We start from the raw sequence: 25,259 nt of genomic DNA, 5'->3' as shown, positions 1-25,259 counted from the left end.
GGTTGGTGATGACCTCCCACACGCAGCGGCCCTTGCCCGAGAACAGTGGTGCCCTGGTCACCGGCTTGGAGCAGGAGAACGCCCAGCTACGCCAGGCGGTCGGCTCTCATGCCACGGTCGACCAGGCCATCGGTGTTCTCATCGCGGTCCACCGGATTCTGCCGGCGGCTGGGTTCGAGGTGCTGCGTGAGATTTCCCAGCAGACCAACATCAAGCTGCACTCGGTGGCCGAGTCGGTGATCGGCTGGGCGCTGGGGAAGCCACTGCCGGGGCCGGTGGCCGAGGAGCTGGACGAGGCCGTGCAGCGGCGCTCGCGCGGAGCGTACGACTCGCATCAGGCCGGGTAGCGGTCAGGTGGTCAGGGCCTGTTCGGTGGTGGGGTGGCAGGGGATGAGGGTGTCGACGCCGACCAGTTGCAGGACGCGCAGGACGGATTCCTGTGCCCCGGCGATGCGCACCCACCCGCCTGTGTCGCTCGTTTGCTGGTAGGCGGCGACGAAGACGTTGATGCCGCTGGAGTCCATGAAGGTCACACCACTGAGATCTGCCACAATGCGCGGCGGCACCGTGGTGTCCTCAGCCAGCAGGGCTTGTCTGAGGACGTCCTGGACGTCGTGGTCGATCTCGCCCCGCAGCGTCACTACACGGATGCCCGAGAGCGTGCGGTGTTCGACCAAGAGCCGTTCTGGCCGGTCCGCTGGTTCGATGTAGGTCACGGTCTCCTCGACTGCGATTTAGGCTTGTCCCCGGTTCAGGACACGCGCGGATGATTCTGCCCCACGTATCCGGCCGGATGCATTCGCGTGGCGGTTTTCGAACACCACCCGTCCGGCATGCATGGCGGCAGAGGGGGTACCGGTGCACGAAACGGGGGAGTGAGGGCGAGGCCAGTGGAATCTGATGTAGACCGTTGTGGCTGTACGGCGCCGGACCAGCACCTGGTGCGTGTCGGCTTCGCCCTGGGCGGCGAGGACGGCTGCATCGCCGACGCCCGCCAGCACGCCGCCGCCTTCCTCGACCAGGCCGGCGACGACTACGGCCTGATGGTGCCGGCGCGCGCGAAGGACCTCACCCAGCTCGTGGTGAGCGAGCTGGTCACCAACGCCTGCAAGTACGCTCCGGGCCCTGTCCTGGTGGAGCTGGGACTCACCGCCGAAGCCGTGGAAGTGGCCGTGTGGGACAGCGACCCCACGGTCCCGGCCGCCCGGGCTGCGGACCCCGGCAGGATCGGCGGCCACGGCCTGGAGATCGTCAAGGCGGTGACGGCGGGGCTGTCCGTCGATCAGGAGGCGGTCGGTAAGCGCATCACGGCCCGCATTGCCTTGACCGGCGTATCCAACGACACTCCTGCCCGGTGCCTGGCGTGACTCCCCCCGGCGTGCAGCACCCATCTGTTGGCGCCCGCCCTCCTGCATCACCCGCACGGCGGCGCTGTCGAGCACGGTGGTGCCTGCACCGATGCCCCCCACCCCCGCCCAGCTGAGCCCGTTGGAGGCCGTCGCCGCGGCTGAGGTGCTGACATGAGCCGATCAAACCTCACGTGCCGTGATCTGCGCCATGCACCCGAGGACTACTTCCCGATCATGCTCGACCGAGCCGACAAAGACCTCCAGGCCCAGGCGGAAGCGCTCCTGTGCAGGCGCAGTGGTGGTGGCAGTACGCGGCCGGCGCCGGGAACGCCACCGCGGCCCACTGCCTCCACCTGTTCCGACCTGGGCCGCGGCGAACTCCGCGACGCCGACCACTGGGCGTACCAGGCCGTCAACCTGGACACCCACATCCAGCTCACACCCTTCTCCCGCCGGCGGACGCCCCGTCACCACCCCACCCTCGCACCTCGCCCACCAGATCGGAGAGCTCGCTGACACCCCCTGACCCCACCAAGAAACGTCTGAGCCTCATCCAGTCGATCGAACGCACAGTTGCCCGGCAACATCAGCCGTGATTCACGACCCCTAGCCGGCGACCTGGTACTGGCCGACTTCCAGGAACCAGCGCATTTCCTCGGGGTTGCCGACGCTGAGAACCTTGCGGGCGGCTGTCCGCAGCGCAGGGCTCGACGTGGGCTTGGAGATGAGCTGAGCGAGGGCGACGCGGTCGTCTTGGGCCTGTGCGAGGCGGTAGCCGGTCTCCAGGAAGGCGCGCATGTCCTCGATCGTGCCGTTCAGAGCCTTCCGGCCCTTCTCGAGCACCTCCGTGCCCGCTTCGGGACGGGACATGAGCTGAACGATCGCGACCCTGAGGTCGTTGGGGTCGTCTGCGACGGCGGTGGCGCGGGTGGGGGCGCTGCCGGCGGCCACGGCGGGGGCGGCGAATAAGAGCGCCGGAACGACGGCGACCGCCGCAACGGTGACCGCCATGCGGGACATTCTCACAATGAACCTGCCTTAGGGGATGACCAGTTGGACGCCTGAAGGTAGATCCACTTCCACTCACCTGTCACCATCTTTTTACGCCGGGCCGTCGCAGGGGGAAGGGGCCGACATCGGCGGTCGGTACCGAGGCTTCCGCGTCGCCCACCGCACCGCCGCCCAGCAACTCCGATGGCTCCTCAAACGATGCGAACGCCACGGCTTCAGCATTCCCGACGCCACCGCCACACCCCCCGTGCCCGGCCTGAAGAGCGAGGGCGAAAAACTGTCCGCCGGGCCTGCAGTGACCCTCGGCGCGGACCAGGCCAGGCCAGGCCGGGGCGTCGGTGTTCTGCGTGGAGGACACGAACGCCTCGGGGTACGCGGCCACGGTGCCCGCGTGCTCGATCCAGCGCTCCCGCCACAACTGTGCGCCGGAGAAGCCGCCTGCTGCCCCCGCTGCCGCTCAGGATGCCCGTCGCGGTGGCCCTGGGCTCCGGAGACGGGGGCTCGGTAGAGGACTTTGCGCGTCCCAGATCGGTGCTGGGGGAGGGGGGTAGGGCGGCGGGGTGGAAGGGGCGGCCCGCTTGGACGTGGTCGCGGGCGCGGTAGTAGCTGCGCTGCCAGTGCAGGTTTCACGGCGGGTTCCACCCGGGGTCGATCGCGGAGAGTTCGGTCAGGTGGGGTGAGGGCGGCATACCCGCTCGGGCGCGTTCTTTCTCTCGGTTGCGTTGGCTGAACAGCCACATGCCCAGCGGGTAGCCGTCATGCCGGGTGTCACGGGGAGCTGCGAGATGGCCGTCCTCAGCGTGCCAGGCCCGCGCGTGTGCCAGCGCCGTCTCGAAGACTGGCCTCAGATCGGGACGGTGCCCGAGGCGGCTGCGGCGTCGCGGGCGCGTTAGTAGTGGCGCTGCCATGTCAGGTGCCAGGTCGGGTTCGCCGTCGAGCACCTCGAGTTCGACCTCTGGGTGCGGCATCCCAGGTTGCCCAGCTCAGACGGTGTGACTGAACGCTTCAGTTGGCGAGTGAGCGCGCGAATTGGCGACCAGAGCGGTCGCGCTCTACGAACCGGCCGCGATTGAGCTCGACAAGCGCAGGGAATTGAGCTCAACGGGGGCTCACCCACTGGACGTACGTAGTCGGAGAGTCTGTGAGGTGTGCATGGCTGGTTCGCGGCCCGCGTCGGGGCAAGGGAACTTGTTGGAGCGCTGGGATCAGCGAGGGCTGGCCATCGCTTGTCTTGTCGCCATCTGCGGATCAGTGACCGCTGCGCTCTTCGGCCTGTCTGCCGCCTGGCAGATGCCATTCCTGTTCACGGCGGTCTACGCAATCCTGCGCTCCCTCGTCCCCATCACCGCGGCGCGGCAAGAACTGGCCGATCTCCGAACCGAAGTCAAACTGCTGCGGCGCGACTTCGATCAGGCGAACTCATCACGTATAGAGCACTATCCGGACGCGGCGGCCTTCTATAAGGCGGAGGTCGACTATCTCGTCAACCGCCACCCCAGCCATATGGATGCCTGGTACATGCGACTTGAAACACCGGATGATTTCAGTGCATCGTCTGCGGCCTTCTCGGACTACTTCCAAGCAGTACTCGACTGGGCGGGCAGCGGCGGATCGGTGCGACGATTGTTCTGCCTCGGCTCGTCCAGACGATATGCCACCTGGACAGCACAGCACCGGGAACAGACCCGTCACCTGCGCAGCTACAGCATTCGCCAGGTGACCTGGCCCATCAAGGCTGACCTCATGAGCATGGCCATCATGGACACGAGCGCGGTCTTCCTCGCATTCACCGTCGGCGACCGAGTCCAAGGCATGCGCATTGAGGATAGCGAGGCCGCAGCGTACTTCAAGTCGTACTTTGACCGGCACTGGGAGAACGCCAGGGAGGTGACCCGTACATCCATTCCTTGAGAATTGTTCAGAATGTCTGGGTAGTTTCACTGAGTCTTTTCAGCGCTCCCGCTCGAAGGTGAGGGCGGCCGCGGAGATTGACGACATTCGATTCGGGCTGCACTGGGACCGGCGGAAGATCCGCCACGAGTCCAGTCGGGCGGCGCCGCGCTCGACGGGTGCCCCCGCCGTGGACAACGCGCCTGTGACGGCTTGCTGAGTCGGCGTCAGGCCACGGTTCGGTGGACGTCTAAGGGGCGTCGTCCCCCACGGGTCGGCTCCCAGGTAGGCATCCACAGCAACTGCCCGGCGAGGTCGGTCACCTGCACGTTTATCCCGTGTCGGCGGTGCTTGTGGGAGAAGGCTGCCCGGCTGTCGCCGACCCGGTCGCACTCCGCCAGAGTGCCGTTCGAGCAGAACTTAGTCTGGGTCGGCTTCGCGCAGGGCGCGCAGTAGGCCGGGTGCGCGGTCGGCCAGCAGATCGATGAACGTGGTGGTGTGGGCGTGGGCCGACGGAGATGCCGAACCCGGCCGAGAGCTGAGCGAGAGTCTCGTGCCGTCGCAGGCACACCAGGCCGACCAGGGCACGTTGGTGCGGTGGAAGCTTGCAGCGGCGGTCACCCTCGCGGGTGACGATGAGCATGGTGACCCACTCGACCAAGGCGTGGGGCGGGGTCGAGTGCGGAAGAACATGGAACCAACGCGGCTTCCGTGCTTATGCATGCCAAGTCGGCCGCGCCCGGCGCAGCAGCGTCGGCTTCGACTACGTCCACCCCGCCATCGACGAAGACAGCCGCCTGGCCTACGGCGAGGCAAAACTCAAGCGGCCTCCCGGACCGCATAGAGCGTGAGGTCAAGAAGCGGTGGCAACCGCAGATCAGGGCGAAGGCTAAGAAGCGGGCCGCCAGCACCGGCGGCCTGGCCCTCTCCACCCGTGCCCGCTTCGGCGTCACCAACTTCGCGGCGGCGCCGACCATCTACCGGGCGCTCAAGCAGCAGGGAGTGGTTCTGACGGACAGCCGTCGCCTGCGTGTCGCGTCATCGGCCGGCGAGCCGCTGACCCCCGATGTGACGTCGTGGGCTCCGGAGGCCCTGGGGACACAGGTCCGGGACCACTTCGGCCAGACCGAGCAGGGCAAGGTGATAGCCAACGCCTGGGATCCGCGGCTGCTGCGCGAGGTGCCTGCGGGCTCGATGGGACAAGCCCTGCCGGGATTTGCGGCCGGCACGGCGGGCGAGGCGATCACGATCTCAGCCGACAACAGCCCTCTGATGTGGTTCACCGGATACGTGAACGCACCCGAGAGCACACGGGAACGCTTCGTGGCCGACGGCAGCTGGTATCTCACTGGAGACGTCGGACGCGAGGAGGCCGGCCACTTCTTCTTAGCCTCCCGCGACGACGACGTCATCCTGGCCGCGGGTTACCGCATCGCCCCCTTCGACATCGAAAGCATCCTCACCACGGATCCCGCTGTGGCCGAGACGGCCGTCGTCGGGCGCCCGACGTGATCCGCGGCGAAGTCGTCGAGGCGTTTGTCGTGCCCCAATCGAGCGAAGAGGGCGGCATTCCATTGGTGGAGCGGCTCCAGGCGCTGGTGCGCAGCCAGTACGGGGTCCACGCGTATCCGCGCAGAGTGCACTAGTCGAGCGTCTTCCGAAGACGCCGAGTGGCAAGATCCAGCGCGTCGTCCTCAGAGGCATGAGCGACGACGACATAGCCGGTTATGAGCATTCCTAATCACCTCGGTTGCACTCATGGCCCGTCAGGTACGAGTCGTGGCCGGAATCGCGAACAGCAGACGACGTCCCTCTCGATGGTCCCGGCGCCGCCGACCGGCACCAGGCCGCCGCCCACCTGGTCACGTTCATCGACCAGGGCGCCCCGCCGTCCCGTCCCCGGCACCCCGCACCCCCGCCAGCCTGATCCAGGGGATGCGGGCCATCCGCTCCTACTTGCCCGCCTCATCCCCCAGCTGCGCCTGAGCCTGGCCAACCTGGTACGGGCAGCGGAGGCGATGGCCCGTCTTGCGCGGCTCGGCTGGAGGCCGCTGTAGGGCTACCCCGGGGCAGGCCAGCCCTGGCTGATGGAATGCCGCCTGTGCGGTTGGAAGGGCCGCCGGTTCTGGAGCCACCTGCAAGGCCGCAACGGCGACGGATCCCCCCGATCAACCGCACCACTGCTGCAAGCCCTTCTCCGAGCACGTCGCAGCTCTCCTCGCCGCCGAGCGCATCCACACCTGCCCCTGCCCCTTCAAGCACCCCATGGACGCAGACGACTGTGATCCGGGACTCTTCTCCGATGTTCCGCGCGGTGTCCCGTGCGGGGCGGGCGTGCCCGCCGGGGCCCCGGGGCATCCCATTTTTGAGCATGTTCAAATTGAGGTATTCGGCGGCACGCCTGCCGTCCGATTTCGGGAAGGGGGCGTGTGGACATGGGAGCCAGAACCGTGAGGACGAGGGCCGCGGTCAGAGGCGGGTTTGTTACCGTGCTCGTCGCAGCTGTGGCGGTGTTCGCTTCGGGGTGTGGGCGGCCTGGCGCGGTCGTGGTCGATCCGGTCGGCCTGCCCGGGACATACCGCGACGGCGAGACGGGCGGAGAGATCCGGTTGCACGTCAACGGGCGGTTTTCCGTCGCGGGCATCTCGGAGAGCGACCTCTGGTGGCACGGAGGTCCCGCCTCCGTCGACTTCGGCGGTACCTGGAGTGCCACTTCGCACTCGAACTTCGTGTACCTGGTGCCCGACGAGACCAGCGACGACCAGGCCTTGGGCGACATCCAGCTCTATACGGCAAGCCCGAAGAAGGTGTTCCTGCACCCGGATGTGGACGGACCGGTAACCCTGGAACTCGTCAAGGTCACCAACCCCTGAGCCTTGGCGAACGGCTTGCTCCCTCGCCGCCGCCTGAGCGATCGCGATGGTGCAGGAGGTCACGCAGTCTACGCGGTGCAGGTAGTGGTGTACCGGGCTGGTGGTCTTTGGACCGGTCCGTCGTTCCAGGCTGGGACCGGTATGCGGCGGTGCTTGGACGACCGAGTTCGGGGACGGGGCACAACGCGCAGCAGGGCCCCGTGCGAGAGCTGCCCACTGGCGTTGCCGACCCGTACCGCGTCCTCGGGATGCCCGTCCGAGTGGGGGCGGTCGAACATGAGGGCACCTGTTACCGGATCGTGTTACGGATAATGGCCATCGGTGCAGCGTCGCCCGAAGGAGCGGTCCGCCGTGTCGCGCTTCCGTACCTGCTGGATCTGCACCGGGCTATAGGGCACACCGTTCATCTGTGTGTCCTACGCGGCTGCGGGGCAGCACCACCGGCATGACGTGCCGGTCCCGCCGAACGCACCGCCGCCCGCGTTCGGCGCACCACAGCAGGTCTGGGAGGATGGCCGGCAGCCGTCCGTATCGGGTCCGGGAACCCGCGGGCGGAGAGAAGCGGGCGGGTACGGGCAGCGGCCCGGCGGGCGGGGGAGCGGAGCGGTGCGGCACATGCCGGAGTACCCGGAGTATCTGGCCGCGGTCGTGTTCGCCGCGGGCGGCATCGTCAACGCCCTGCTGGCACCGCACCGGTTCTCCACCGCCGTCCTGTTCTGCCTCGCGCTGACCTCTGCCGGACTCGGCGTGGCCGGTCGTAGTGCGGCGGCCCACCCGACCATCGCCACCGTCCTCGCCGTCGCCGCTCTGCTCCTGGCGCTCGCCCTGGGCCTGCTGATGCTGGCCGACAGCGTCCTCCTGGTGCGGCGCTACGGACCACAGGCAGCCCTGCTGGCGACCGGGGCCGCCGGCTGCGCGGTGCTGGCGGTGCTCGGCCTCGACGCGGTCTTCCACGTGGTCGGCGGCGAGGCGTTCGGTGTCCTCGTGGTCGCGGTGAACGCGGCCGCGGGATACCTCACTCTGCTCTTCCTGGTTTTCGCCGGCTACGTGTTCGTCCTTGGCCGTAGCACCCCCCTGCCGGAAACCACTCATGTGGTCGTCCTGGGTGCCGGGCTCGACGGCGACCGGCCAGGCCCGCTGCTGACCCGCAGGCTGGAGAGCGCCCTTGCGATCGACGCCGCCCGCGCACCGGACACGCCCGGTGTGGTCTTCGTCGTCTCGGGCGGCCAGGGCGACGACGAGGTCCGCTCCGAGGCGGACGCGATGGCCGACTATCTGCGCGGACGCGGAGTGTCCGCGGACCGGATCGTGCGGGAAGACCGCTCCGTCAACACCGGGCAGAACCTCCGCTTCAGCGCGGCCCTCGTGGAGGGCACCACTCCCGGCCACCGTGCCACGGTGGTCACCAGCGACTTCCACGTCTACCGCACGACCCTGCTGGCCCGCCGCGTCGGCGTGCCCGTGCACGTCGTGGGCGCGCCGACCTCCCCCGCCTACTGGCTGGCCGCGACACTGCGCGAATTCGCCGCCATCCTGTGGCTGGACCGCCTCCCCCTGGTCGGACTCAGCCTGCTGCTGGCAGTGCCGGTGGCGACGGCGGTATTCGAGCACTGAAGCGCCGGCCGCAGACCTCGTAAAAGGCTCACCCGCACGACACCGCCGCCCTCGACGAACTCGGCCTGCGTTGCCACGGTCTGGCGCATCCCAACGACGGGCCGGTGCGCCCGTACGGACAGCCATCACCTGCTCGACGGCACCGGTCCTGGTGGTCCCCGGAGCCCCACCTGCCGGCGCACATCTGGCAGGGCTACCACGATGCGGCCGACGAGGCCCACCGGGTGCAGCATGAGGCGTGGCTGGCGTCCCTGACCCCGGCCGAACGCTCCGAATGGGAATCAGAGCAGGAGGCGGCGTACTGGGCAGACGTGGCCTACGAAGCCCGCGAGCCGTACTACCCGGCCGATGACAAGCACCAGGAGCTGGTCCTGGACGCGCTGGACGACGAGTTTCGGGGAGCCGAGACGGACGACTTCAGTGAGCTCTGCGACCACGGCGAGTACGCCGACGAGGAGATGCGGGATCGGTAATTCCCGGCAAGTTCACTGGCACTCCATAGCCCCCGCAGCCGTAGCACCCGGACGGAGACCCCGTATGCCCACCACCACTGCCAGCACGCTGAAGACGTACGGCTCTCTGCAGTTCCCCGACCGCGCCGGCCTGACGCTGTGGCAGTTCAGCCGCGCCCAGCGCCTCGGACTCATCCCCGGCCCCGACGCCGCCGGGGACAGCTGGTCCGCCGCCGCCTTCGGCGACGTACTCACCCGCATCTACTCCATCAAGCAGGCCGTTGGCACGGTGCCGACGTAGGCGCCACATGACCGTGCACCCCGGTACCGCCGCCGAACTCGCCCTCCACGACGTCGTCCTGCTCTACCGACAGGCGACCTGCACCGGCTCTCCCGAAGCCACCGCTTGTCTCGGAGGGGGTTGGGGTGCACCACTTCTTTGTGTCACCCAGCAAGGTGCGTCGCTACTACGAGGCCCCAGCTGGGGTCGATCTCGATGCCGGGGCGTACGTACAGCGGCCCGGGGCGGTGAAGGAGGGCACGCCGTTCTTCCTCAGCTCCGACATGCGTCCGGCGGAGCCGCTGTGCTCGTTTTTCCTGGATCTGTCGAAGTCGCTGAAGGCGAAGTCCCTGGAGAACTATGTGTACGACGCGCTGGACCTGGTCGACTTCCTGGACCAGCTCCCGGTACCGACGGACTTGTTGTCGGCCGCGGAGGACGATCTGGTGGCCTACCGGGAGGACTGCACCGCGCACCGTGAGGCGCCGGACAAGCCGGCCACGTGGCGAAGGCGCCGAGCGACGATCAACAGTGGCGGTTCCTTAAGCAGGTGGGGTTGCGCGGCTACCAGCCCGACGGCCTGATCGACCCGGCCTTTAGGGTCCGTTCTCCGCTGCGTAACAGCGCGGCCGCTGAGTTGGCGGTCACAACGGGGATGCGGCTGCGGGAGTACAGTTGCCTGCTGGACATCGAGGTCGGCCCGCCGCGCCGGGACGCTTCCCCGGCCGAGGTGCTGTTGCAGGCGATCGCCCCCCGGTGTCCCGTTGACTGACGCGCAGTCGGCGCGGCAACTCTCTCGAGGCCTGCGCCGTGGCGTTCTATCGTTGATGCAGCTTAGCGCTGGCACTGCTGGAGATACACAGGGCAACAGGTGTGGTGCTGTCGCTGGTTCGGGTGGTGGGCTGAGACAGCCATGCACAGGGATTGGCGGGCCCTCGGTGCACCCTTCGGCGACGAACAGGGCTGACGGGTGAAGCCTGCAAAGACTATGCGTTTGCCGGATCCATGAGCGGCCCCGGGCCGGGGTGGGACGTGGAGGCGTCTCACCCCGGCCGGGTGTCATCGGATGTGCTTCGCCGGCTTGGTGGCAGCGTTGAGCAGGTACTCCAGGGGGCCGCGGCGGAAGAAGCGGGACCAGATCGTGGCGAACACGATCGCCCCGAGGACGTACATGATCAGCGGCAACCATGACTGCTGGGTGCTGGTCCCGGCGGGCGTGGACAGCACGGACTGTGCGACGAAGTGGCCGACGTAGGCGGTCAGGGACATGGTGCCCACGGCGATGACCGGCTTCGCCAGACGGCGCAGTCGCGGCAGGCGGTCCATCAGCACCGTCGCGCCCACGATCACGAGGATCGCGACTCCGACGCTGCCGATGATGTCGAACGTGGTGCCGCTGTGCGGCCCGGCCGAAAGAAGCGACGACGCCGGCATATCGGGGAACGACCCGCCGTCGAGGGGCATCGAACCGCTGCCGGGGGGCATCGAACCGGAGCCGCCGGACGACGACCCGTCTTCCGCCGTGCTCCTCAGCGCGTTCTTGCCGGCGAGCAGCAAGGACATGCCGTACGCGGCCACGGTGAGGGAGGCACCGACTACGGCCAGGCGCCGCCGGACAGTGCTGGAGGACAGGTCGAGGCGGCCCAGCGCCATACCTGCGATCACGAACGACATCCAGGTGAGCGCCGGGTAGAAGCCGGTGAGCAGCAGATCGAGCACTCCCACCTCGCTGAGGCGGCGGAGCGGGTCGTAGGCGTTGATGCTCTCCTGGACCGACGGAGTCAGCAGCGAGGTCAGGACGAACGCCAGCTGCGGTGTGACGAGGGCGAACGCGGCCGCGATGATCGCGAGCGTCTTGGCGCTCAGTCGCACCAGGGGCAGGGCCAGCAGGAAGTAGACACCGTAGAAGCCGAGGATGATCACTCCCCCGTACTCCATCGCCATCACGGTGCCCAGCGCCAGCAGGACCACGGCGCGGATCGCGATCCGAGCCTTCGCCTGCCGGCCCGCCAGGCCGGTCTTCGGCTCCCGGCGGCCGGCGAGCAGCATCAGTGAGAACCCGGCGAGGGTGGCGAACAGGACCGACGAGTGACCGTCCGCCACGTACCGGATCCAGCTGCCGACACCGGTCGTGGCGGACAGCGGGGGTCCGATGTGCACGATGTACATGCCGAACACCGCCAGCGCGCGGGCCAGATCCACCCCGACGAGACGTCCCATCGAGGGACCGGGCGAGGCCGGCACGGCGGACTCGGGGGAGGTTCGGGGCGGCGGAGGCGAGTTCTCCTGCGGAGCTGACGTCTCCTGCGGCGGCTGTGTCTGTGTCATACGGAGAACCTCGCGCGGACGCCAGGGGGCGGACCATCCGGCAGTCTTCGGTAACGCCCCCGCCGATCGGGGGGAGCGCCCTGCCGACCGGTGGAACCTCGGTGCCCGGCCGGTCCGGTGCGACCGGACGGCGGTCCTTCTTCAGCCACTCGGCGGGGGTGGCCCCGACAGTTGCCGGATGGGAGCGGGGTGGGCGGGCTTCCAGGCTGGAGGCATGACACAGCGTGTGCGACACGACGAGCGCGAGGGCTTCCGCGGAACATCGGCCGACGTACCGGGCCGTGACGCCGTCCCTGGCAGGGGCGAGTTTCTGGAGTTCCTCGGTATGGCGCTGGCGGCGGGCGCCTTCGTCCTGTGCGTCGTCCGCCCGGAGGTGACCGAAGCGTTGGTGCGCCACCTCGCCATGCGCACCGCCGGACTCGGCCACTGATCCGGCACATGCTCACGCCCCGGCACACTGAAGAAGAAGGGAACTTCGTGAACACCGCATCCGCCCCGACGACGGATGAAACCTCCCTGTCCGCCCGAGAGACGCTCAAGGCACTGGGCTCGTACGTCCGGCCGCACCGGTGGGCCGTCGCCCTCGGTCTGCTGTGCGCCTTGGTCGGGGCCGCCGGGGGACTGCTGCAGCCGCTGGCCACGAAGGCACTGGTGGACCGGCTCGCCGCCGGAGAGACCATCGCCGGGATCCTGATCGCGCTCACCGTGCTGGTGCTGGTGGGTACGGCGGTCGAGGCGTTCGGCGCGTATGTGCTGGAGCGGACGGCGGAGTCGGTGGTCCTGGCTGCGCGGCGCACCCTCGTGGGGCGGCTGCTGCGGCTGCGGATCGCGGAGTGGGAGCGGACCCCGCCGGGCGATCTGATGTCCCGGGTCACCTCGGACACCACGCTGCTGCGGGCGGTCAGCACCCAGGCGGTCGTCTCCGCCGCCACCGGCGTGGTGGCCTTCGTGGCGGCCATCGTGATGATGGCGTACCTGGACGTCGTACTGCTGGGTGTGACGCTCCTGGTGGTCGTGCTGGTCGGCGGGGCCGTCGCACTGGTCATGCCCAGGATCGCGCAGGCCACCCAGCGCTCCCAGGAGGCGGTCGGAGAGATCTCCACCGTGCTGGAGCGGGCCTTCGGGGCGTTCCGTACGGTGAAGGCGTCCGGCGCCGAGGAGCGGGAGACCGCCCGGGTGGAGGCGGCGGCACGGCGGGCGTGGCGGCACGGCGTGAAGAGCGCGAAGTGGGAGGCGGTGGCGGGCTCGGCGGACGAACTCGCCGTCCAGCTGGCCTTCCTCGCCGTGCTCGCGGTCGGCGGGGCGCGGGTGGCGTCCGGGGAGATCCCCGTGTCCACCCTCATCGCCTTCCTGCTGTACCTCTTCTACCTGATCGAGCCGGTGTCCAGGCTGGTCGACGCCGGGTCCTCGTACCAGGAGGGGGCGGCCGCGCTGTCCAGGATCGCGCAGGTGGAACGCCTGGCGACGGAGTCGGCCGACCGTCGGACGGGCGCCCTGCCCAGGCAGGGGGCACCGGTCCCGGGTCCGGCGTCGGTCCGCTTCGAGGACGTGTCCTTCCGCTTCCGACCTGGCCAGCCGTACGTCCATCAGCAGGTGAGTTTCGAGGTACCGGGCACCGGGATGACGGCCTTCGTGGGCCCCTCCGGTGCGGGCAAGTCGACGGTGTTCGCACTCCTCGAGCGGTTCCACGAGACCACCGGTGGCCGGGTCCTGGTCGACGGCAAGGACGTACGGGACTGGTCCCTGTCCGAGCTACGGTCCGCCATCGGGTACGTGGAGCAGGACGCCCCGGTGCTGGCCGGCACGCTCCGCGAGAACCTCGTCTTCGCGGCGCCCGGCGCGACGGACGACGACATCCGCGACGTCCTGGCCCGCACGAAGCTCGACACCCTCGTCGAGCGCCTGCCCCACGGCCTGGACACCCCGGTCGGACACCGCGGCTCGAAGCTGTCAGGCGGTGAGCGGCAGCGCGTCGCCATCGCCCGCGCCCTGTTGCGCAGGCCACGCCTGCTGTTGTTGGACGAGGCGACCTCGCAGCTCGATGCCGTCAACGAGCTGGCGCTGCGGGACGTCGTCGCGGAGGTGGCCCGCGAGACCACCGTGCTGGTGGTGGCCCACCGCCTGTCGACGGTGACGGGCGCCGACCGGATCGTCGTCATGGACGCCGGCCGGGTCCGGTCGGTGGGCACCCACGCCGAACTGGTGGCCCAGGACCGGCTGTACGCGCAACTGGCGGCCACCCAGTTCCTGGCTCCCGCGCGATGACGCACCACACACAGGGTTGTCCGGTCGTCCACTGCAGCGTTCCCGGCCGGACAACCCCAAGCACCGACACCCACGCAAACCAAGACCGTGAAAGGCCCCGTATGCGCACCGAGTCCGCCATCCGTTGCAGAGGTGCGGTGTGGGACTGGCTGGCCCAGCCGACCGCGCTGTTCGGCGGCGTGTACGGGCTCCTGGTGTCGAGTTCGGCCGTCGCCGCGCTCACCCAGTTCGGCGAGACGAGTCGAGCGGCACGCATGGACGACGCCCTATGGGTCCTGTTCACCGCCCTCGCCTCGGCCCTGGCCCATGGCTACGCCCACCAGATCGCCCACCGCGACGCGCAGGGCCATCCCGGCGTACGGGGTGTGGTGCGTGCCGTGCTCGCCGAATGGCCGCTGGTAGTGGCAGCGTTGCCCACCACGCTGGTGCTGTGGGGGGCGGGCCTTGGCTGGTGGCGCTCCATAGGCATCGAGTACGTCGCCTTCGGAATCAACACCGTCCTGCTGCTGGGCTGGGGCCTGCTCGCCGCCCGGGCCGCGGGCCGGACGTGGGGACGAGCCGTCAGGATCGGCTGTATCGACGCGCTTCTGGGAATGGCCGTCGCCTTGGTCAGCACCCTGCTGAAGTGACGAGGCGATGTCGCGGATGCCACTGAGGGGCCGATGCCGTCGGCCGCGTATCGGCCCCTGGCCGGCCCCTGTCCGGCCTCCGTCGGGCGCTGACGCCGGGCCGGGGCGTCGGCGAGCGTACGAGATCCACGCGGATCAGCCGACGGACCGAGGACTCAACACCGTTCTGAAGGGGCCCGCGACAGGACACATCCCGCCGCCGGGCGGCGGACGAGCGTAACTGCGATTCGCGGCATGAGGTCTGGACCTGACCGATGGGCCCATCCAGTCACCACCACGGCACAGCATGAGGTGGCGTGCCGTGGCAGGCGGCCGGACGGCGGCTGTGCCGCTCGGCCGCCTGGTCGGTCAGTCCGCGCTGAGGGGAATGCGCAGCCGCACCCGGTAGCCGCCCTCCGCGGTCGGGCCCGCCTCCAGGGTGCCGTGCAGCATGTCGGCCCGTTCCCGCAGACCGACCAAGCCCTGCTGCGAACCGGGCAGGGACAGCGAAGGCCGGGTGGGCGGGGTGTTGGTGACGGTCACTCCGATGCCGTCGTCGGCCTGCCACAGCTCGACGCGCGCTCTGGCGCCGGCGGCGTGCTTGCGGACGTTGGTCAGGGCTTCCTGGACCGTACGGTAGAGGGCCCGTTGCGCGGGTGTGCCCACGGTGGGCGGCAGCTCACCCGAAAAGTCCACGTGAGGGCCGCCTGATTCCACCAGTTTGCGCAGGTCGGCCAGGGTGGGCTGAGGCGTCAGCTCGGTGGCGTCGCCGCCGGAGGCGCGCAGCAGCGTGACCATGGTGCGCAGTTCGTCGAGCGTGGTGACGCTCAGCGAACGGATCGTGCGGGCGGCTTCCTTGGCGTCCGCGTCCTTGGTGGCGACCTGAAGCGCCCCGGCCCGTACGGCGATCAGGCTGACCTGGTGGGAGACCACGTCGTGCATCTCGCGGGCCAGTTGGGCGCGTTCGCGGGCGAGCACTGCCTGGGCATGCAGGGCCCGCTCGTGCTCCTTGGCCTCCTCGATCTCGGCCAGCCGCCGCGCCAGGTCCCGCTGGGCCTGGAGAAGCTGGCCGAAGAGGACCGGGGCCGCGGCGGTCGCCAGGCCGTACACGAAGAAGACCAGTGTCATGGTTCGGTCGACCTCGGCCAGGGGCCACGGAGTACTGCTCGCGACGGCGGACAGGGCGACGCACACGGCGAGGAGACGGCGGTCGCGGGAGCGTTCGGCCAGGGTGAACAGCGCCGCGAGCACAGCAACGGCGACATCCTGCATCAGCGCGACGGGCAGGGTCAGCAGGAACACGCCGAGCGGGAAGCGGCGCCTGAAGGCCAGCGCGGTGCAGCCGATAGCGGCCAGCACGAGCTCGAGGGGCGTGTGCTCCCACATGTTGAGCCATACATCCACGGCCGCCACCGCCACCAGGGCGAGGTCGGTGACCGGCGTGGGAAGCCGCTGCCACATGGCGCGTGCACGGCTCATCGGCCTGCCTCCTGCGCGTGCCCGTCGAGCAGTCCGGCCCGCTGGGCCAGCAGTGCGGCCTGCACCCGGCTCGACACCCGGAGCTTGGTGAGGATGGCGCTGACGTGGTCCTTGACCGTGCCGGCACCCAGGTGGATGCGCGCGCCGATGTCGGCGTTCGACAGGCCCTCCGCCACCAGGACGAGGACATCGCGTTCACGTGCGGTGAGCAGCCGGACCCGTGCCGCGTCCTCGTCGACGGCCGCCCCGGTGCCGGGGTGGCTGTGCAGCAGCGTCCGCGACGCCTTGGGGGACAGCACCACCCCGCCCGCGGCCAGGGTGCGCACCAGGTGGGCGAGTTGCTCCGGCTCGGTGTCCTTGAGCAGGAAACCGGCCGCGCCGGAGTGCAGCGCGGTCAGGATGTACTCGTCGGCGTCGAACGTCGTCAGCATCGCCACCACCGGAGCGTCCGGCGTCGTCCGCAGCTCGCGCAGGACGGTGAGCCCGTCGACGTCCGGCATACGTATGTCCAGCAGCACCACGTCCGGCCGCTCCCGGCGGACCGTCTCGACGGCTTCGCCGCCGCCGGCGGTCGCGACGACCTCGATGTCCTCGGACGCGCCCAGGATGAGTTCGAAGCCCGAGCGGACCAGTGCCTCGTCGTCGACCACCACTACCCGGATCACGTGCTCCGCCTCACCTTCATTCATGCCGTCCGGCCCATGCCGACTCGACCCTAAAGCCCCGATCGGTCCCGGTGGCCCGTCGAGCGGCAGCTCCAGCCACACGGCGGGGTAGCACCCACCAGTCGGCAGGGACACGGCAGCCTTCTGCCGGATAGTCCATGATCGGCCCGGTCTCCAGCCTGAGGGTCATGACCCATCACCCAGACTCCGCGCTGCTCCCGGCCGACGCCGCGTCCCCCGACCGTGAGCGTGGTGAGACCTCGACCGGTGCGCCCGGGGTGGGCCGGCTGATCGGGCTGGACCTGGCCCGCGGCCTGGCCGTCTTCGGCATGTACGCGGTCCATGTCGGCCCCGCGCCGGATCAGGGCGGTGTCATCGGCTTCCTGATGGATCTGGCGCAAGGCCGCTCCTCCGCCCTGTTCGCCGTCCTGGCCGGCTTCGCGGTCGCCCTCATCACCGGGCGCCGCACACCGAAGACCGGCTTGGCCGGCCGCCAGGCCGTAGCCAAGGTCGTCATCCGAGCCGTGATCCTGCTGGCCGTCGGCACCGCCCTGACCATGACCGGCACCCCGGTCGTGCCGATCCTCGCCTTCTACGGACTGTTCTTCCTGCTCGTGCTGCCGCTGCACCGGCTGAGCGCCAAACCGCTGGCGCTGATCGCCGCGGCTTGGGCTCTGGTGGGCCCGCAGCTGCTGTACCTGCTGAAGCCGGTGGTCGGTGGCCGCTCGTTCCCCACCGTCGGCCAGGCCGACGGTGTCGTCTCGCTACTCTTCACCGGTGGCTATCCGGCCTTGACCTGGGTCCCGTTCGTCATCGCCGGTATGGCCGCCGCCCGCCTCGACCTGGCCGCCACGGCTGTCCGGATACGTCTCGCCCTCGCCGGCGTCGCCCTCGCCGTCACGGGCTATGGCGGCTCCTGGCTGGCGCTGCGTCTCGTGCCCGGTGCGGCCGCAGCCGTCCGGGAAACCGCAGGGGCGCCGGGTATGTCGTCCATGTCGTCCGCCTCGCCCGGCAGCGAGGGCATCTTCGGCGACACCCCCGCCGGGATGCTGGTCGCCTCCCCGCACAGCGAGGCGACCCTGTCCATCGTGGGCAACACCGGTGTGGCGATCCTGGTGATCACCGCCTGCCTGGCCGCCATGGACGCCTTCCCCCGGCTGCGCCGCCTGGCCACGCCCGTCATCGCGGTCGGCTCGATGTCCCTGACGGCGTACGTCTACCACATCGTCGCCATCTGGCTCCTGGACACCGAGGAAGCGACCGTCCCGCCCCTGTACATCCTGCTCGGCTTCATCGCGTCCATCACCGTTCTCGCCACCCTCTGGTCCCGCTTCTTCCAGCGCGGGCCGCTGGAATGGCTGATGGGCAAGGTGACCGGACTGGCCCGACACATCCCGTAAGACATGTTCTTTTGGTCGTGGTGAGCCTGCTGACCCGCGGCATCCCGGCGACCAGCTCGACGACCACAGTCGTTCGTGTATGGCCAAGATCGACCCCCGCCAACCGGAGGGGGTCGGTCGGCCGACCGGCGGGGCACCTCCTGAAGTTCGGCGGATGGTCGACCGCCCGCGCCTCGGCGAGGTTGTCCCGGTGACCGACATCGAAGGCGCCGAGAAGGCGCCTGCCCAGCCCTTACCCTCACCCGAGTCCGCCACGGCGACGGAACGCCCTTCGTCGACGGCGCGGCTGGTCGGAGTGGACCTCGCCCGTGCACTGGCGGTGTTCGGCATGTTCGCCGTGCACACCGGCCCCTTCAACCCCTTCCCCACGTCCGGCGACGGCGTTGGCACCTGGTTCGTCTGGCTGGCGAGCGGCCGGGCCTCGGCGCTGTTCGCCACCCTCGCCGGGTTCTCCCTGGTGCTGATCGCCAGCCGCCTGGAGCCGAAGACCGGACTGGCCGGCCGACAGGCGAAGGTCAGGATCGTGATCCGGGCCGTGATCCTGCTGGTGGTGGGCAGCGCGCTGGCGATGACCGACTTCGGCGGCGCCGTAATCATCAACTTCTACGCGGTGTTCTTCCTGCTGGCCCTGCCCTTGGTGCGGCTGAGAGCCAGGACGCTCGCGACCATCGCGGTCGCGCTCGCGGTCGTCACGCCGCAGTTGGCGTACTGCCTGCGGGCGCTGCTCAGCCAGTCGATCCTGAACACCGTCGACTCGTACGACCCGATCACGCGAATCTCCGGCGTGGGCGTGCTCGACTTCCTGCTCACCGGCTTCTTCCCGGCGATCACCTGGATGACGTTCGTGGTCACCGGCATGGCGCTGGGGCGGCTGGACCTGGCCTCCGGCGTGGTGCAGCGGCGGCTGGCCGTGGTCGGTCCCGCGCTGATCGCGTTCGGATACGGCGTCTCGTGGCTGGCGCTCCGGTTGACCGGTGGCGCGGAGAAGATCACGGGCGGGATGCCTGAGATGAAGGACTTCGACGTCCTGAAGGATCGCGGTGCCATAAAGGATCCCGGCATGGCAGAGGGATCCTTCGACCTGCCGGTCGGTGGTGGGCTGTGGGGCCCCGACGCGTGGGGATTGCTGGCGGCCGAGCCGCACAGCGCTTCCACGTTCGACCTCGTCGGCTGCATCGGGATCGCGATCACCGTGATCCTGTGCGCGACGGTGGCGATGGACCGACTGCCGTGGCTGCGCCGGCTGGCGGCGCCGGTCATCGCCGTCGGCACCATGTCCCTGACCCTTTACGTGAGCCACATCCTGGTGATTCTCGCCCTGCCGGGCGAGGCGGTCACCCCACCGCAGTCCGCCTCCTTTGAGCTGTTGCTCTGCTTCGTCGTCGGGGCCACTCTGTTCGCGGCAATCTGGTCTCGCTTCTTCCGCCGCGGCCCGCTGGAGTACCTCCTCAACAGCGCCACCCAACTGGCGAACCGCGTCCGCTGAGCCGCGGGCGGGCAGCCCGGGAGGTCCGTACAAGGAACTGACTGCTCCCGAGATCACCGCCCCAAACGGGCAGGGCTCGGCTCGGCGGCGGTCAGATGGCTGTGTTGGGGGTGTGCGGCCGCCGCCACCGGCGACCTTGGCGGGTTCTGTCGGCGTTTGTCGTGGCTCTGGCGTTCGCCGTCTGGAGCAATGCCGAACGGGACGTCCCGGAGGCCGTCCTCAGCCGTCCAGAAGGACAACTCCGAGGACCGAGGGCCGCCCCCCCGGTCCTCGGAGTTGTGCTTCTGGACGCGGGGCGCGCTGCGGGGCGCCGTTGACCAGAGCGTCGCCGATCTGCGGGCAGCGGCCGCGGACTTCGGTGGCTCGAAGCCGGGACGAGCCGGCCCTCACCGTCACTGCGACGCTGTCGAGAGGCCGTCGATCACGCCGAAACAGGCTTCCTGATGCGCCGGCTGGGCAAGGGGTGCTTCATTGTCATCGCCTGTCTGACGGGGATGCGGGACCAGCGAATGGAATGTTGTGGCTGTGTGCGATGTCGTCGTGGTCACGGCCGAGGAGGGCGGTGACTACAAGGGGATGAGGTTCTGGGTGTCGCCCGGTGCGGAGCTCGAGTCTCCGCACCAACCTGTGTGTCCGCCCTGTTCTCAGCCACGCTGCGGCCGCCGTGTCCTGAGCCGCTGCAGCCCGTGCCCTCCCCGGGCCGCGTCGGCACCAAGACCCGCGCATCTCCCTGCAGCTGTCCAGACCGCGCCCCGTGGACGGCCGGTCGGCGCCAGGCGGAGCTGTATCCAGTCGGCCAGGACCACAGCCGAAGCCCGCAAGGGCGATCCCCTTGCGGGCCGGGCGGGCGGGACCTCACCGGATGTACTTGGCAGGCTTGGTGGCGGCGTTGAGCAGATACTCCAGAGGGCCGCGGCGGAAGAACCGGGACCAGATCGCGGCGAACACGATCGCCCCGAGGATGTACAGGAGCACGGGCACCCAGGACTTCGTCATGCCGGCGCCGGAAGCGGGCCACGCGGACTGTGCGAGGAAGTGGCCCACGTAGGCCGTCAGGGACATGGTGCCCACAGTGATGACCGGCTTCGCCAGACGGCGCAGCCGCGGCAGGCGGTCCATCGCTGCGGTCGCGCCCACGATCACGAGGATCGCGACACCCAGGCAGCCGATGGTGTCGAAGGTGGTGCCGGTGTGCGACACCGCGCCCAGCAGGTCCGAGGCAGACAGCACAGGCCCGCCGGACCCACTGCCCATGGACCCCGAGAACCCGGAGCCGCTGCCCATGGAGCCCGCACCGGAGCCGCTGGACGGCCCCCCGCCTCCCCCGAAGCTCCACACCGCGTCCTTGCCCGCCAGCAGCATGGCCAGGCAGTAGGCGCCTGCGGCGAGGCCGGCACCGAGCGCGGCCAGGCGCCGCTGGACGGCGGCGGACAGGTCGAGGCGGGCCAGCGCCATGCCGGCGATCACGAACGCCATCCACGTGATGGTCGGGTAGAGGCCCGTGAGCAGAAGATCGAGTACTCCCACGGTGCTGAGCCGTTCCAGCGGGTCGTAGGCGTTGATGCTCTGCTGGACGGAGTCGCTCAGCCACATCTTCAGCACGAACGCCAGCTGCGGCATGACGAGCGCGATCCCCGCCGCGATGATCGCCAGCGTCCTGGCGCTCAGTCGCACCAGGAGCAGTGCGAGGAGGAAGTAGACGCCGTAGTAGGCGAGGATGATTATGTCGCCGTACTCCATGGCCAGCACGGTGCCCAGCGCCAGCAGGATCACGGCGCGGATCGCGATCCTGGCCTTCGCCTGCCGGCCGGCCAGGCCGGTCCTCGGCTCACGGCGGCCGGCGATCAGCATCAGCGAGAACCCGGCGAGGGTGGCGAACAGGGCCGACGAGCGCCCCTCGGCCAGGAAGTACACCCAGCTGCCGACGTTGTTCGAGGCTGACGTCATCGGGGCGATGTGCACGATGTACATGCCGAACACCGCCAGCGCGCGGGCCAGATCCACCCCGACCAGGCGTCCCAGCGAAGTGCCGCCCGAGACCTGCCCGGCGGACTCGGACGAGGTTCGCGGCGGTGGAGGCGAGTTCTCCTGCGGAGCCGATATCTCCTGCGGCGGCCTTATCTGTGTCATGCGCAGGATCTTTCGGTGCCGTCAGAAGGCGGACCACCCGACAGGTTTCGGCAACGCCCCCGCCGACCGACCGGGGCCACACCGCCGACCGGCGGAACAGCGCCGCGACGGTCGGCCGGCGGGCCCTGACGGCCAACCGCCCTATTCACTCACGCCTCGCTCCTGGACACCGAAGCACTAAGAGGATGTCTCACGTGGCGAGTTTCGCGAGCTTCTTGTAGCAGGTGAGGGCGGCTGCGAGGCCGAGGAAGGCGAGGAAGTGAGATCCCTTTCGCTCGTACCGGACGGTGAGCCGGCGGAAGCCGAACAGCCAGGCGATCGACCGCTCGATCTTCCAGCGGTGTCGGCCGAGCCGCTCGCTCGATTCGATCCCGGGACGCGCGATGCGCGGGACGAGCCCTCGCTCGCGCAGCCAGGTGAGGTGTTCGGCGGAGAAATACGCCTTGTCCGCGCGGAGTTTGACGGGCCGACGCCGTCGCGGCCCGCGGCGGGAGCGGACGGCGGGTATACCGCGGATCAGCGGCTTCAGAGCCAGGCTGTCGTGGGTGTTCGCACCGGACACCGCGACGGCCAGCGGGATGCCCTGGGCCTCGGACAGCACATGCAGCTTGCTGCCCTTCTTGCCGCGATCGACCGGGTTCGGCCCGGTCAGCGTGCCCCCTTTTTGGCCCGGACCGAGTCGGCATCGACGATTGCCGAGGCCCAGTCCAGCTCGCCCCGCGCACCGAGTTCGTCCAGGACCGCCCGGTGGAGCCGACGCCACAGTCCCGCCCGGATCCACGCGGTGAACCGGCGATGCGCGGTCGCGGGCGAGACGCCGAACGTCTCCGGCAGATGCCAGGCGCACCCGCTGGTCAGCACATACACGACCGCCGTGAACACAGCCCGCTCGTCACACGGAGCAGTCCCGCCGCCCTGCGGACGGGAGTTGAACGACGGCAGCAACGGTGCGACCAGCTCCCACAGACCGTCAGGAACCAGCCGCTCCGACAGATCGACACCCGCAAGCAGCAATGGTGCCGCAGCTCACCACACGAGCACGTGAGACGTCCTCTTAGAAGAGCCTGTATGAGACCGCGTTATGGGGCAGCCGCGCATCGCATACTTCGGCCGTACTCTCGCCTTACAGCAAAGCATTCTTTCACTCCGGCCGCCGCTGGCGTATCACTTCATGGACACTTTCATTCTGAACAGTTTCTCCGCATTTCGGAACGCAATCTTTTCCTTGTCTTCGCGTGGCAAATCGACTCCGCGGAACCAGTCGGTCTGCTCCTTTATGTCCGCGAACGGGTAGTCGGTTGCGAACATCACTCGATCCACGCTTATGTACTTCAGCAGGAGATCGAGCAGTTCGGTCTGGGGGAATGCGCTGGTTGTGACCCAGAAGTTGTCCTGGAAGTATTGCCCGATGGGCTTCTCGAGCGAGTCTTTGGTCGGCTCGCCCATGTCATTGACGATCCGCTCGTAGTAGAAGGGAAGACCTTCTCCCATGTGGCCGATGATGATTTTCAGTTTGGGGAATCTGTCGAAAACCCCGTACGCGATCATCCGAATGCATTGGGTCAGCACCTCCTGGTGCCAGCCATATCCAGACCCACTGAAAATGTAGTCTTGGTACTCTTCCGTGTATTTAGACCGCGTGGTGCTGTAGTAGATCTTGAAGACCTCGTCAGCTGGATAGCCGGGATGTAGGTAGATCGGCACATCGAGAGCAACGGCACGTGCCAGCACAGGCTCGAAATCGGGATGATCGAGATACTTCTTCGCGATGTGTCCGTTGGTCAGTGCTCCCAAGAAGCCATCTTCCCGAACCGAGCGTTCCAGTTCGTCCGCCGCCGCCTCCGGGCTCTGCAAGGGCAAGGTGGCGAAAGCCTTGAAGCGGCCCGGATATTTGGCGATTGGCCCGTCTACAAGTTGCCGGTTAAGACGATAGGCAAGGTCGATGCCCCTTGGCCCAGGGACATTTTGTACGGAGGGTGTATGAGCAGAGAGGATTTGAACGTTGAGTCCCCCCGCATCCATATCGCCGATGCGGCGTTGACCTAGATCCGAAAGACCAATTCCCTCAAGGAACGCTATGTGATCCTGATTGATGGAGTTCAGCTTCAACAACGTGGGAGTCGAAAAGGTCTCCTCCGTGCCGATGAAGGGCAGGTCCTGGTCCCGCCGTGAAATGCCCGAAGTCTTGTCCGAAGTCTCGTTCTCGCTCACTTCCGAGACAATGGCGTGCGTGGACAAGCCGGCACCAATGCCAAGTGCCGTGCTGGCGGTGAGAAAGCCGCGGCGTCCCATGGGCTTCATGTCAGTCCCTCTCTTCAGGCGTTTGTGTGGTGAGGTATCCGTACGGCATCCGTCTGCGAGATGCTTCAGGGGGTCTTCGCGTCCTGCTCGCGCACCACGGCAGCGCTCAGGTCGAGGAACCGCTCGCCGGTGCGCAGCGGCTGTGGTGGAGCTGACGACCGCCCGCGTGCGCGCTGTGCGGGCCGGTCGCGGCGGGCCCCGCACTGTTGTCGGCGTGTGACCCCGCATGCGGCGACAGGGAACGCCGTCGCCAGCGCCCTGGTGGCCGCCTCGAACCGCAACCGGCCGGGCTGCGCTTTCCCCGATGTGCTGCGTCGACTGCCATCACTAGCCTCCTGCATACGGATTGCATCGCTTATCCGCATGCCTACTTCCTACCGAGCGAACCTGAGACGAACGTTAAAGAGCTGCTCACGCGCTCTGCTAAATGATCAGTTGTGGGAGCTTCTCGAGCCGTTGCTGCCGCCGTGGCCCGATGAAGACGCCCGGCCCGCGGCCGGTGCCGGATCGGCAGTGCCTGCAGGGCATCTTGTACGTGCTGCATACCGGGATCTGCTGGGAAGACCTTCCGCAGGAACTCGGCTTCAGGTCACGCATGACGTGCTGGCGGCGGATCAAGCGGTGGATCAACGCCGGGGTGTTCGACGATCTGCATCGGATCCTGCTTGCCCAGCTGAACGCGGCAAACGAGATCGACTGGTCCCGGGCGGTGATCGACGGCAGCCACATCGACACGAAAAAGGGTGCCCCGGACCTTGAGTTCGCCCCCATTTCTAGCCCCCCACGTGAGCGGAGTCGAGGACCACGCGCGAGACGTCGATGAGGCCGGCGTCATCGAGTCGGTGCAGCACCGCCTCGTGCGGCCGGCCCCACGCCCCGGCCCGCAGGGCCCCGGGGAGAGTCACGTTCGCCCGTTTGATCACGGGATGCCGTGGAGGGTCAGGACGGCCTCGGGTTGACCGTGCTCGCGTCGGGCGCTGGCGGTGTTGGCCCAGCCGGCGCAGTGGAAAGTGGTGTGTGCCGGGTCGCGCAGGACGGTCATGACGGTGGGGGTGCGGTGGCTCTGAACCTGGCTGGCGTCCCCGGCCGTCGGGATCGATCACGGGCCGGTCACGGTGCGGCCGTGCG

25 protein-coding genes and 2 pseudogenes are annotated in these 25,259 nt (G+C 68.8%); 15 read left to right on the top strand and 12 right to left on the bottom strand.

Annotated elements, in window-relative coordinates:
* Positions 1–8: 8 nt before the first annotated feature.
* Entirely contained in the window at positions 9–347 is a 339-nt protein-coding gene (locus tag ABZ016_RS26915; RefSeq protein ID WP_356919267.1) for an ANTAR domain-containing protein, read from the top strand.
* Positions 348–350: 3 nt separating this feature from the next.
* Here the strand turns inward: ABZ016_RS26915 and ABZ016_RS26910 are convergent, their stop codons facing one another.
* Positions 351–716 (bottom strand): STAS domain-containing protein, encoded by a 366-nt coding sequence (locus ABZ016_RS26910; RefSeq protein ID WP_356919266.1) that lies wholly within the window; start codon positions 714–716, stop codon positions 351–353.
* A 174-nt stretch (positions 717–890) separates the two neighbouring features.
* On the opposite strand from ABZ016_RS26910, the gene ABZ016_RS26905 reads away from it, so the two are divergent.
* The gene (locus tag ABZ016_RS26905) at positions 891–1,367 is read left to right on the top strand and encodes an ATP-binding protein (RefSeq protein ID WP_356919265.1); all 477 of its coding nucleotides are present in this window, start codon (positions 891–893) and stop codon (positions 1,365–1,367) included.
* 588 nt (positions 1,368–1,955) lie between these two features.
* Here the strand turns inward: ABZ016_RS26905 and ABZ016_RS26900 are convergent.
* Together ABZ016_RS26900 and ABZ016_RS26895 are read right to left on the bottom strand one after the other, a co-directional pair.
* A complete protein-coding gene (locus ABZ016_RS26900; protein ID WP_356919264.1) occupies positions 1,956–2,360 on the bottom strand; it encodes an ALF repeat-containing protein in 405 nt (134 codons plus the stop codon).
* Between the two features lie 626 nt (positions 2,361–2,986).
* Complete coding sequence (locus ABZ016_RS26895; protein ID WP_356919362.1) at positions 2,987–3,268, bottom strand: helicase associated domain-containing protein; 282 nt, start codon at positions 3,266–3,268, stop codon at positions 2,987–2,989.
* A gap of 244 nt (positions 3,269–3,512) precedes the next feature.
* Here ABZ016_RS26895 and ABZ016_RS26890 point away from each other — a divergent pair, with 244 nt between their 5' ends.
* Entirely contained in the window at positions 3,513–4,271 is a 759-nt protein-coding gene (locus ABZ016_RS26890) for a hypothetical protein (RefSeq protein WP_356919263.1), read from the top strand.
* A gap of 39 nt (positions 4,272–4,310) precedes the next feature.
* Here ABZ016_RS26890 and ABZ016_RS26885 read toward each other — a convergent pair.
* Positions 4,311–4,893: pseudogene (locus ABZ016_RS26885) on the bottom strand (transposase family protein).
* Positions 4,894–5,090: 197 nt separating this feature from the next.
* Between ABZ016_RS26885 and ABZ016_RS26880 the strand changes: the two are divergent.
* The 6 genes from ABZ016_RS26880 to ABZ016_RS26855 all read left to right on the top strand — a co-directional run bounded on the left by ABZ016_RS26880 (position 5,091) and on the right by ABZ016_RS26855 (position 10,053).
* Entirely contained in the window at positions 5,091–5,762 is a 672-nt protein-coding gene (locus tag ABZ016_RS26880; RefSeq protein ID WP_356919361.1) for an AMP-binding protein, read from the top strand.
* Positions 5,763–6,685: 923 nt separating this feature from the next.
* The gene (locus ABZ016_RS26875) at positions 6,686–7,123 is read left to right on the top strand and encodes a hypothetical protein (RefSeq protein ID WP_356919262.1); all 438 of its coding nucleotides are present in this window, start codon (positions 6,686–6,688) and stop codon (positions 7,121–7,123) included.
* Between the two features lie 615 nt (positions 7,124–7,738).
* On the top strand, positions 7,739–8,737 hold the full coding sequence (locus tag ABZ016_RS26870) for a YdcF family protein (RefSeq protein WP_356919261.1): 999 nt from the start codon (positions 7,739–7,741) through the stop codon (positions 8,735–8,737).
* 104 nt (positions 8,738–8,841) lie between these two features.
* A complete protein-coding gene (locus tag ABZ016_RS26865; protein WP_356919260.1) occupies positions 8,842–9,210 on the top strand; it encodes a hypothetical protein in 369 nt (122 codons plus the stop codon).
* Between the two features lie 64 nt (positions 9,211–9,274).
* Positions 9,275–9,490 (top strand): hypothetical protein, encoded by a 216-nt coding sequence (locus tag ABZ016_RS26860; protein WP_356919259.1) that lies wholly within the window; start codon positions 9,275–9,277, stop codon positions 9,488–9,490.
* Between the two features lie 125 nt (positions 9,491–9,615).
* Positions 9,616–10,053, top strand: a complete 438-nt coding sequence (locus tag ABZ016_RS26855) for a hypothetical protein (RefSeq protein WP_356919258.1) — start codon at positions 9,616–9,618, stop codon at positions 10,051–10,053.
* A 475-nt stretch (positions 10,054–10,528) separates the two neighbouring features.
* Here the strand turns inward: ABZ016_RS26855 and ABZ016_RS26850 are convergent, their stop codons facing one another.
* A complete protein-coding gene (locus ABZ016_RS26850; protein ID WP_356919257.1) occupies positions 10,529–11,797 on the bottom strand; it encodes a DUF418 domain-containing protein in 1,269 nt (422 codons plus the stop codon).
* Positions 11,798–12,011: 214 nt separating this feature from the next.
* Between ABZ016_RS26850 and ABZ016_RS26845 the strand changes: the two genes are divergently transcribed.
* The 3 genes from ABZ016_RS26845 (at position 12,012) to ABZ016_RS26835 (ending at position 14,691) form a co-directional block, all read left to right on the top strand.
* Positions 12,012–12,227 carry a hypothetical protein gene (locus ABZ016_RS26845; protein WP_356919256.1) on the top strand — a complete coding sequence of 72 codons (216 nt, stop codon included), beginning with the start codon at positions 12,012–12,014 and terminating at the stop codon, positions 12,225–12,227.
* 47 nt (positions 12,228–12,274) lie between these two features.
* Entirely contained in the window at positions 12,275–14,062 is a 1,788-nt protein-coding gene (locus ABZ016_RS26840; protein ID WP_356919255.1) for an ABC transporter ATP-binding protein, read from the top strand.
* Positions 14,063–14,163: 101 nt separating this feature from the next.
* A complete protein-coding gene (locus tag ABZ016_RS26835; protein WP_356919254.1) occupies positions 14,164–14,691 on the top strand; it encodes a hypothetical protein in 528 nt (175 codons plus the stop codon).
* A gap of 348 nt (positions 14,692–15,039) precedes the next feature.
* Here the strand turns inward: ABZ016_RS26835 and ABZ016_RS26830 are convergent, their stop codons facing one another.
* Positions 15,040–16,149, bottom strand: a complete 1,110-nt coding sequence (locus ABZ016_RS26830) for a histidine kinase (protein WP_356919253.1) — start codon at positions 16,147–16,149, stop codon at positions 15,040–15,042.
* Positions 16,146–16,838, bottom strand: coding sequence for a response regulator transcription factor (locus tag ABZ016_RS26825; RefSeq protein ID WP_356919252.1), 693 nt, complete (start codon positions 16,836–16,838; stop codon positions 16,146–16,148). Before ABZ016_RS26825 ends, ABZ016_RS26830 begins: the two co-directional genes overlap by 4 nt.
* A gap of 164 nt (positions 16,839–17,002) precedes the next feature.
* On the opposite strand from ABZ016_RS26825, the gene ABZ016_RS26820 reads away from it, so the two are divergent.
* The gene (locus tag ABZ016_RS26820; protein ID WP_356919251.1) at positions 17,003–18,214 is read left to right on the top strand and encodes a DUF418 domain-containing protein; all 1,212 of its coding nucleotides are present in this window, start codon (positions 17,003–17,005) and stop codon (positions 18,212–18,214) included.
* A gap of 190 nt (positions 18,215–18,404) precedes the next feature.
* The gene (locus tag ABZ016_RS26815; protein ID WP_356919250.1) at positions 18,405–19,700 is read left to right on the top strand and encodes a DUF418 domain-containing protein; all 1,296 of its coding nucleotides are present in this window, start codon (positions 18,405–18,407) and stop codon (positions 19,698–19,700) included.
* Positions 19,701–20,555: 855 nt separating this feature from the next.
* Here ABZ016_RS26815 and ABZ016_RS26810 read toward each other — a convergent pair.
* The 3 genes from ABZ016_RS26810 to ABZ016_RS26800 all read right to left on the bottom strand — a co-directional run bounded on the left by ABZ016_RS26810 (position 20,556) and on the right by ABZ016_RS26800 (position 24,131).
* Positions 20,556–21,830, bottom strand: a complete 1,275-nt coding sequence (locus ABZ016_RS26810; RefSeq protein ID WP_356919249.1) for a DUF418 domain-containing protein — start codon at positions 21,828–21,830, stop codon at positions 20,556–20,558.
* A 190-nt stretch (positions 21,831–22,020) separates the two neighbouring features.
* Positions 22,021–22,823, bottom strand: a protein-coding gene (locus tag ABZ016_RS26805) for an IS5 family transposase (RefSeq protein WP_356919360.1) whose coding sequence is annotated in 2 segments (ribosomal slippage) — positions 22,021–22,481 and positions 22,481–22,823 — 804 coding nt in all. Because the reading frame shifts where the segments join, the coding sequence is not laid out codon by codon here.
* Between the two features lie 171 nt (positions 22,824–22,994).
* Positions 22,995–24,131 carry an amidohydrolase family protein gene (locus ABZ016_RS26800; protein WP_356919248.1) on the bottom strand — a complete coding sequence of 379 codons (1,137 nt, stop codon included), beginning with the start codon at positions 24,129–24,131 and terminating at the stop codon, positions 22,995–22,997.
* A 427-nt stretch (positions 24,132–24,558) separates the two neighbouring features.
* Between ABZ016_RS26800 and ABZ016_RS26795 the strand changes: the two genes are divergently transcribed.
* A complete protein-coding gene (locus ABZ016_RS26795; protein WP_356919247.1) occupies positions 24,559–24,954 on the top strand; it encodes a transposase in 396 nt (131 codons plus the stop codon).
* On the opposite strand, the pseudogene ABZ016_RS26790 reads toward ABZ016_RS26795, so the two are convergent.
* Together ABZ016_RS26790 and ABZ016_RS26785 are read right to left on the bottom strand one after the other, a co-directional pair.
* Positions 24,914–25,015: pseudogene (locus ABZ016_RS26790) on the bottom strand (IS5/IS1182 family transposase); the annotation flags it as partial. The gene ABZ016_RS26795 and the pseudogene ABZ016_RS26790 overlap by 41 nt on opposite strands.
* 35 nt (positions 25,016–25,050) lie before the next feature.
* Entirely contained in the window at positions 25,051–25,173 is a 123-nt protein-coding gene (locus tag ABZ016_RS26785; protein WP_356919246.1) for a hypothetical protein, read from the bottom strand.
* Between the last annotated feature and the right edge of the window lie 86 nt (positions 25,174–25,259).

The organism is Streptomyces sp. NPDC006372 (assembly GCF_040612515.1).
Classification (GTDB): Bacteria; Actinomycetota; Actinomycetes; order Streptomycetales; family Streptomycetaceae; genus Streptomyces.
Note: the sequence above shows the minus strand (reverse complement) of the source record. Positions and strands in the feature narration are given on the sequence as shown.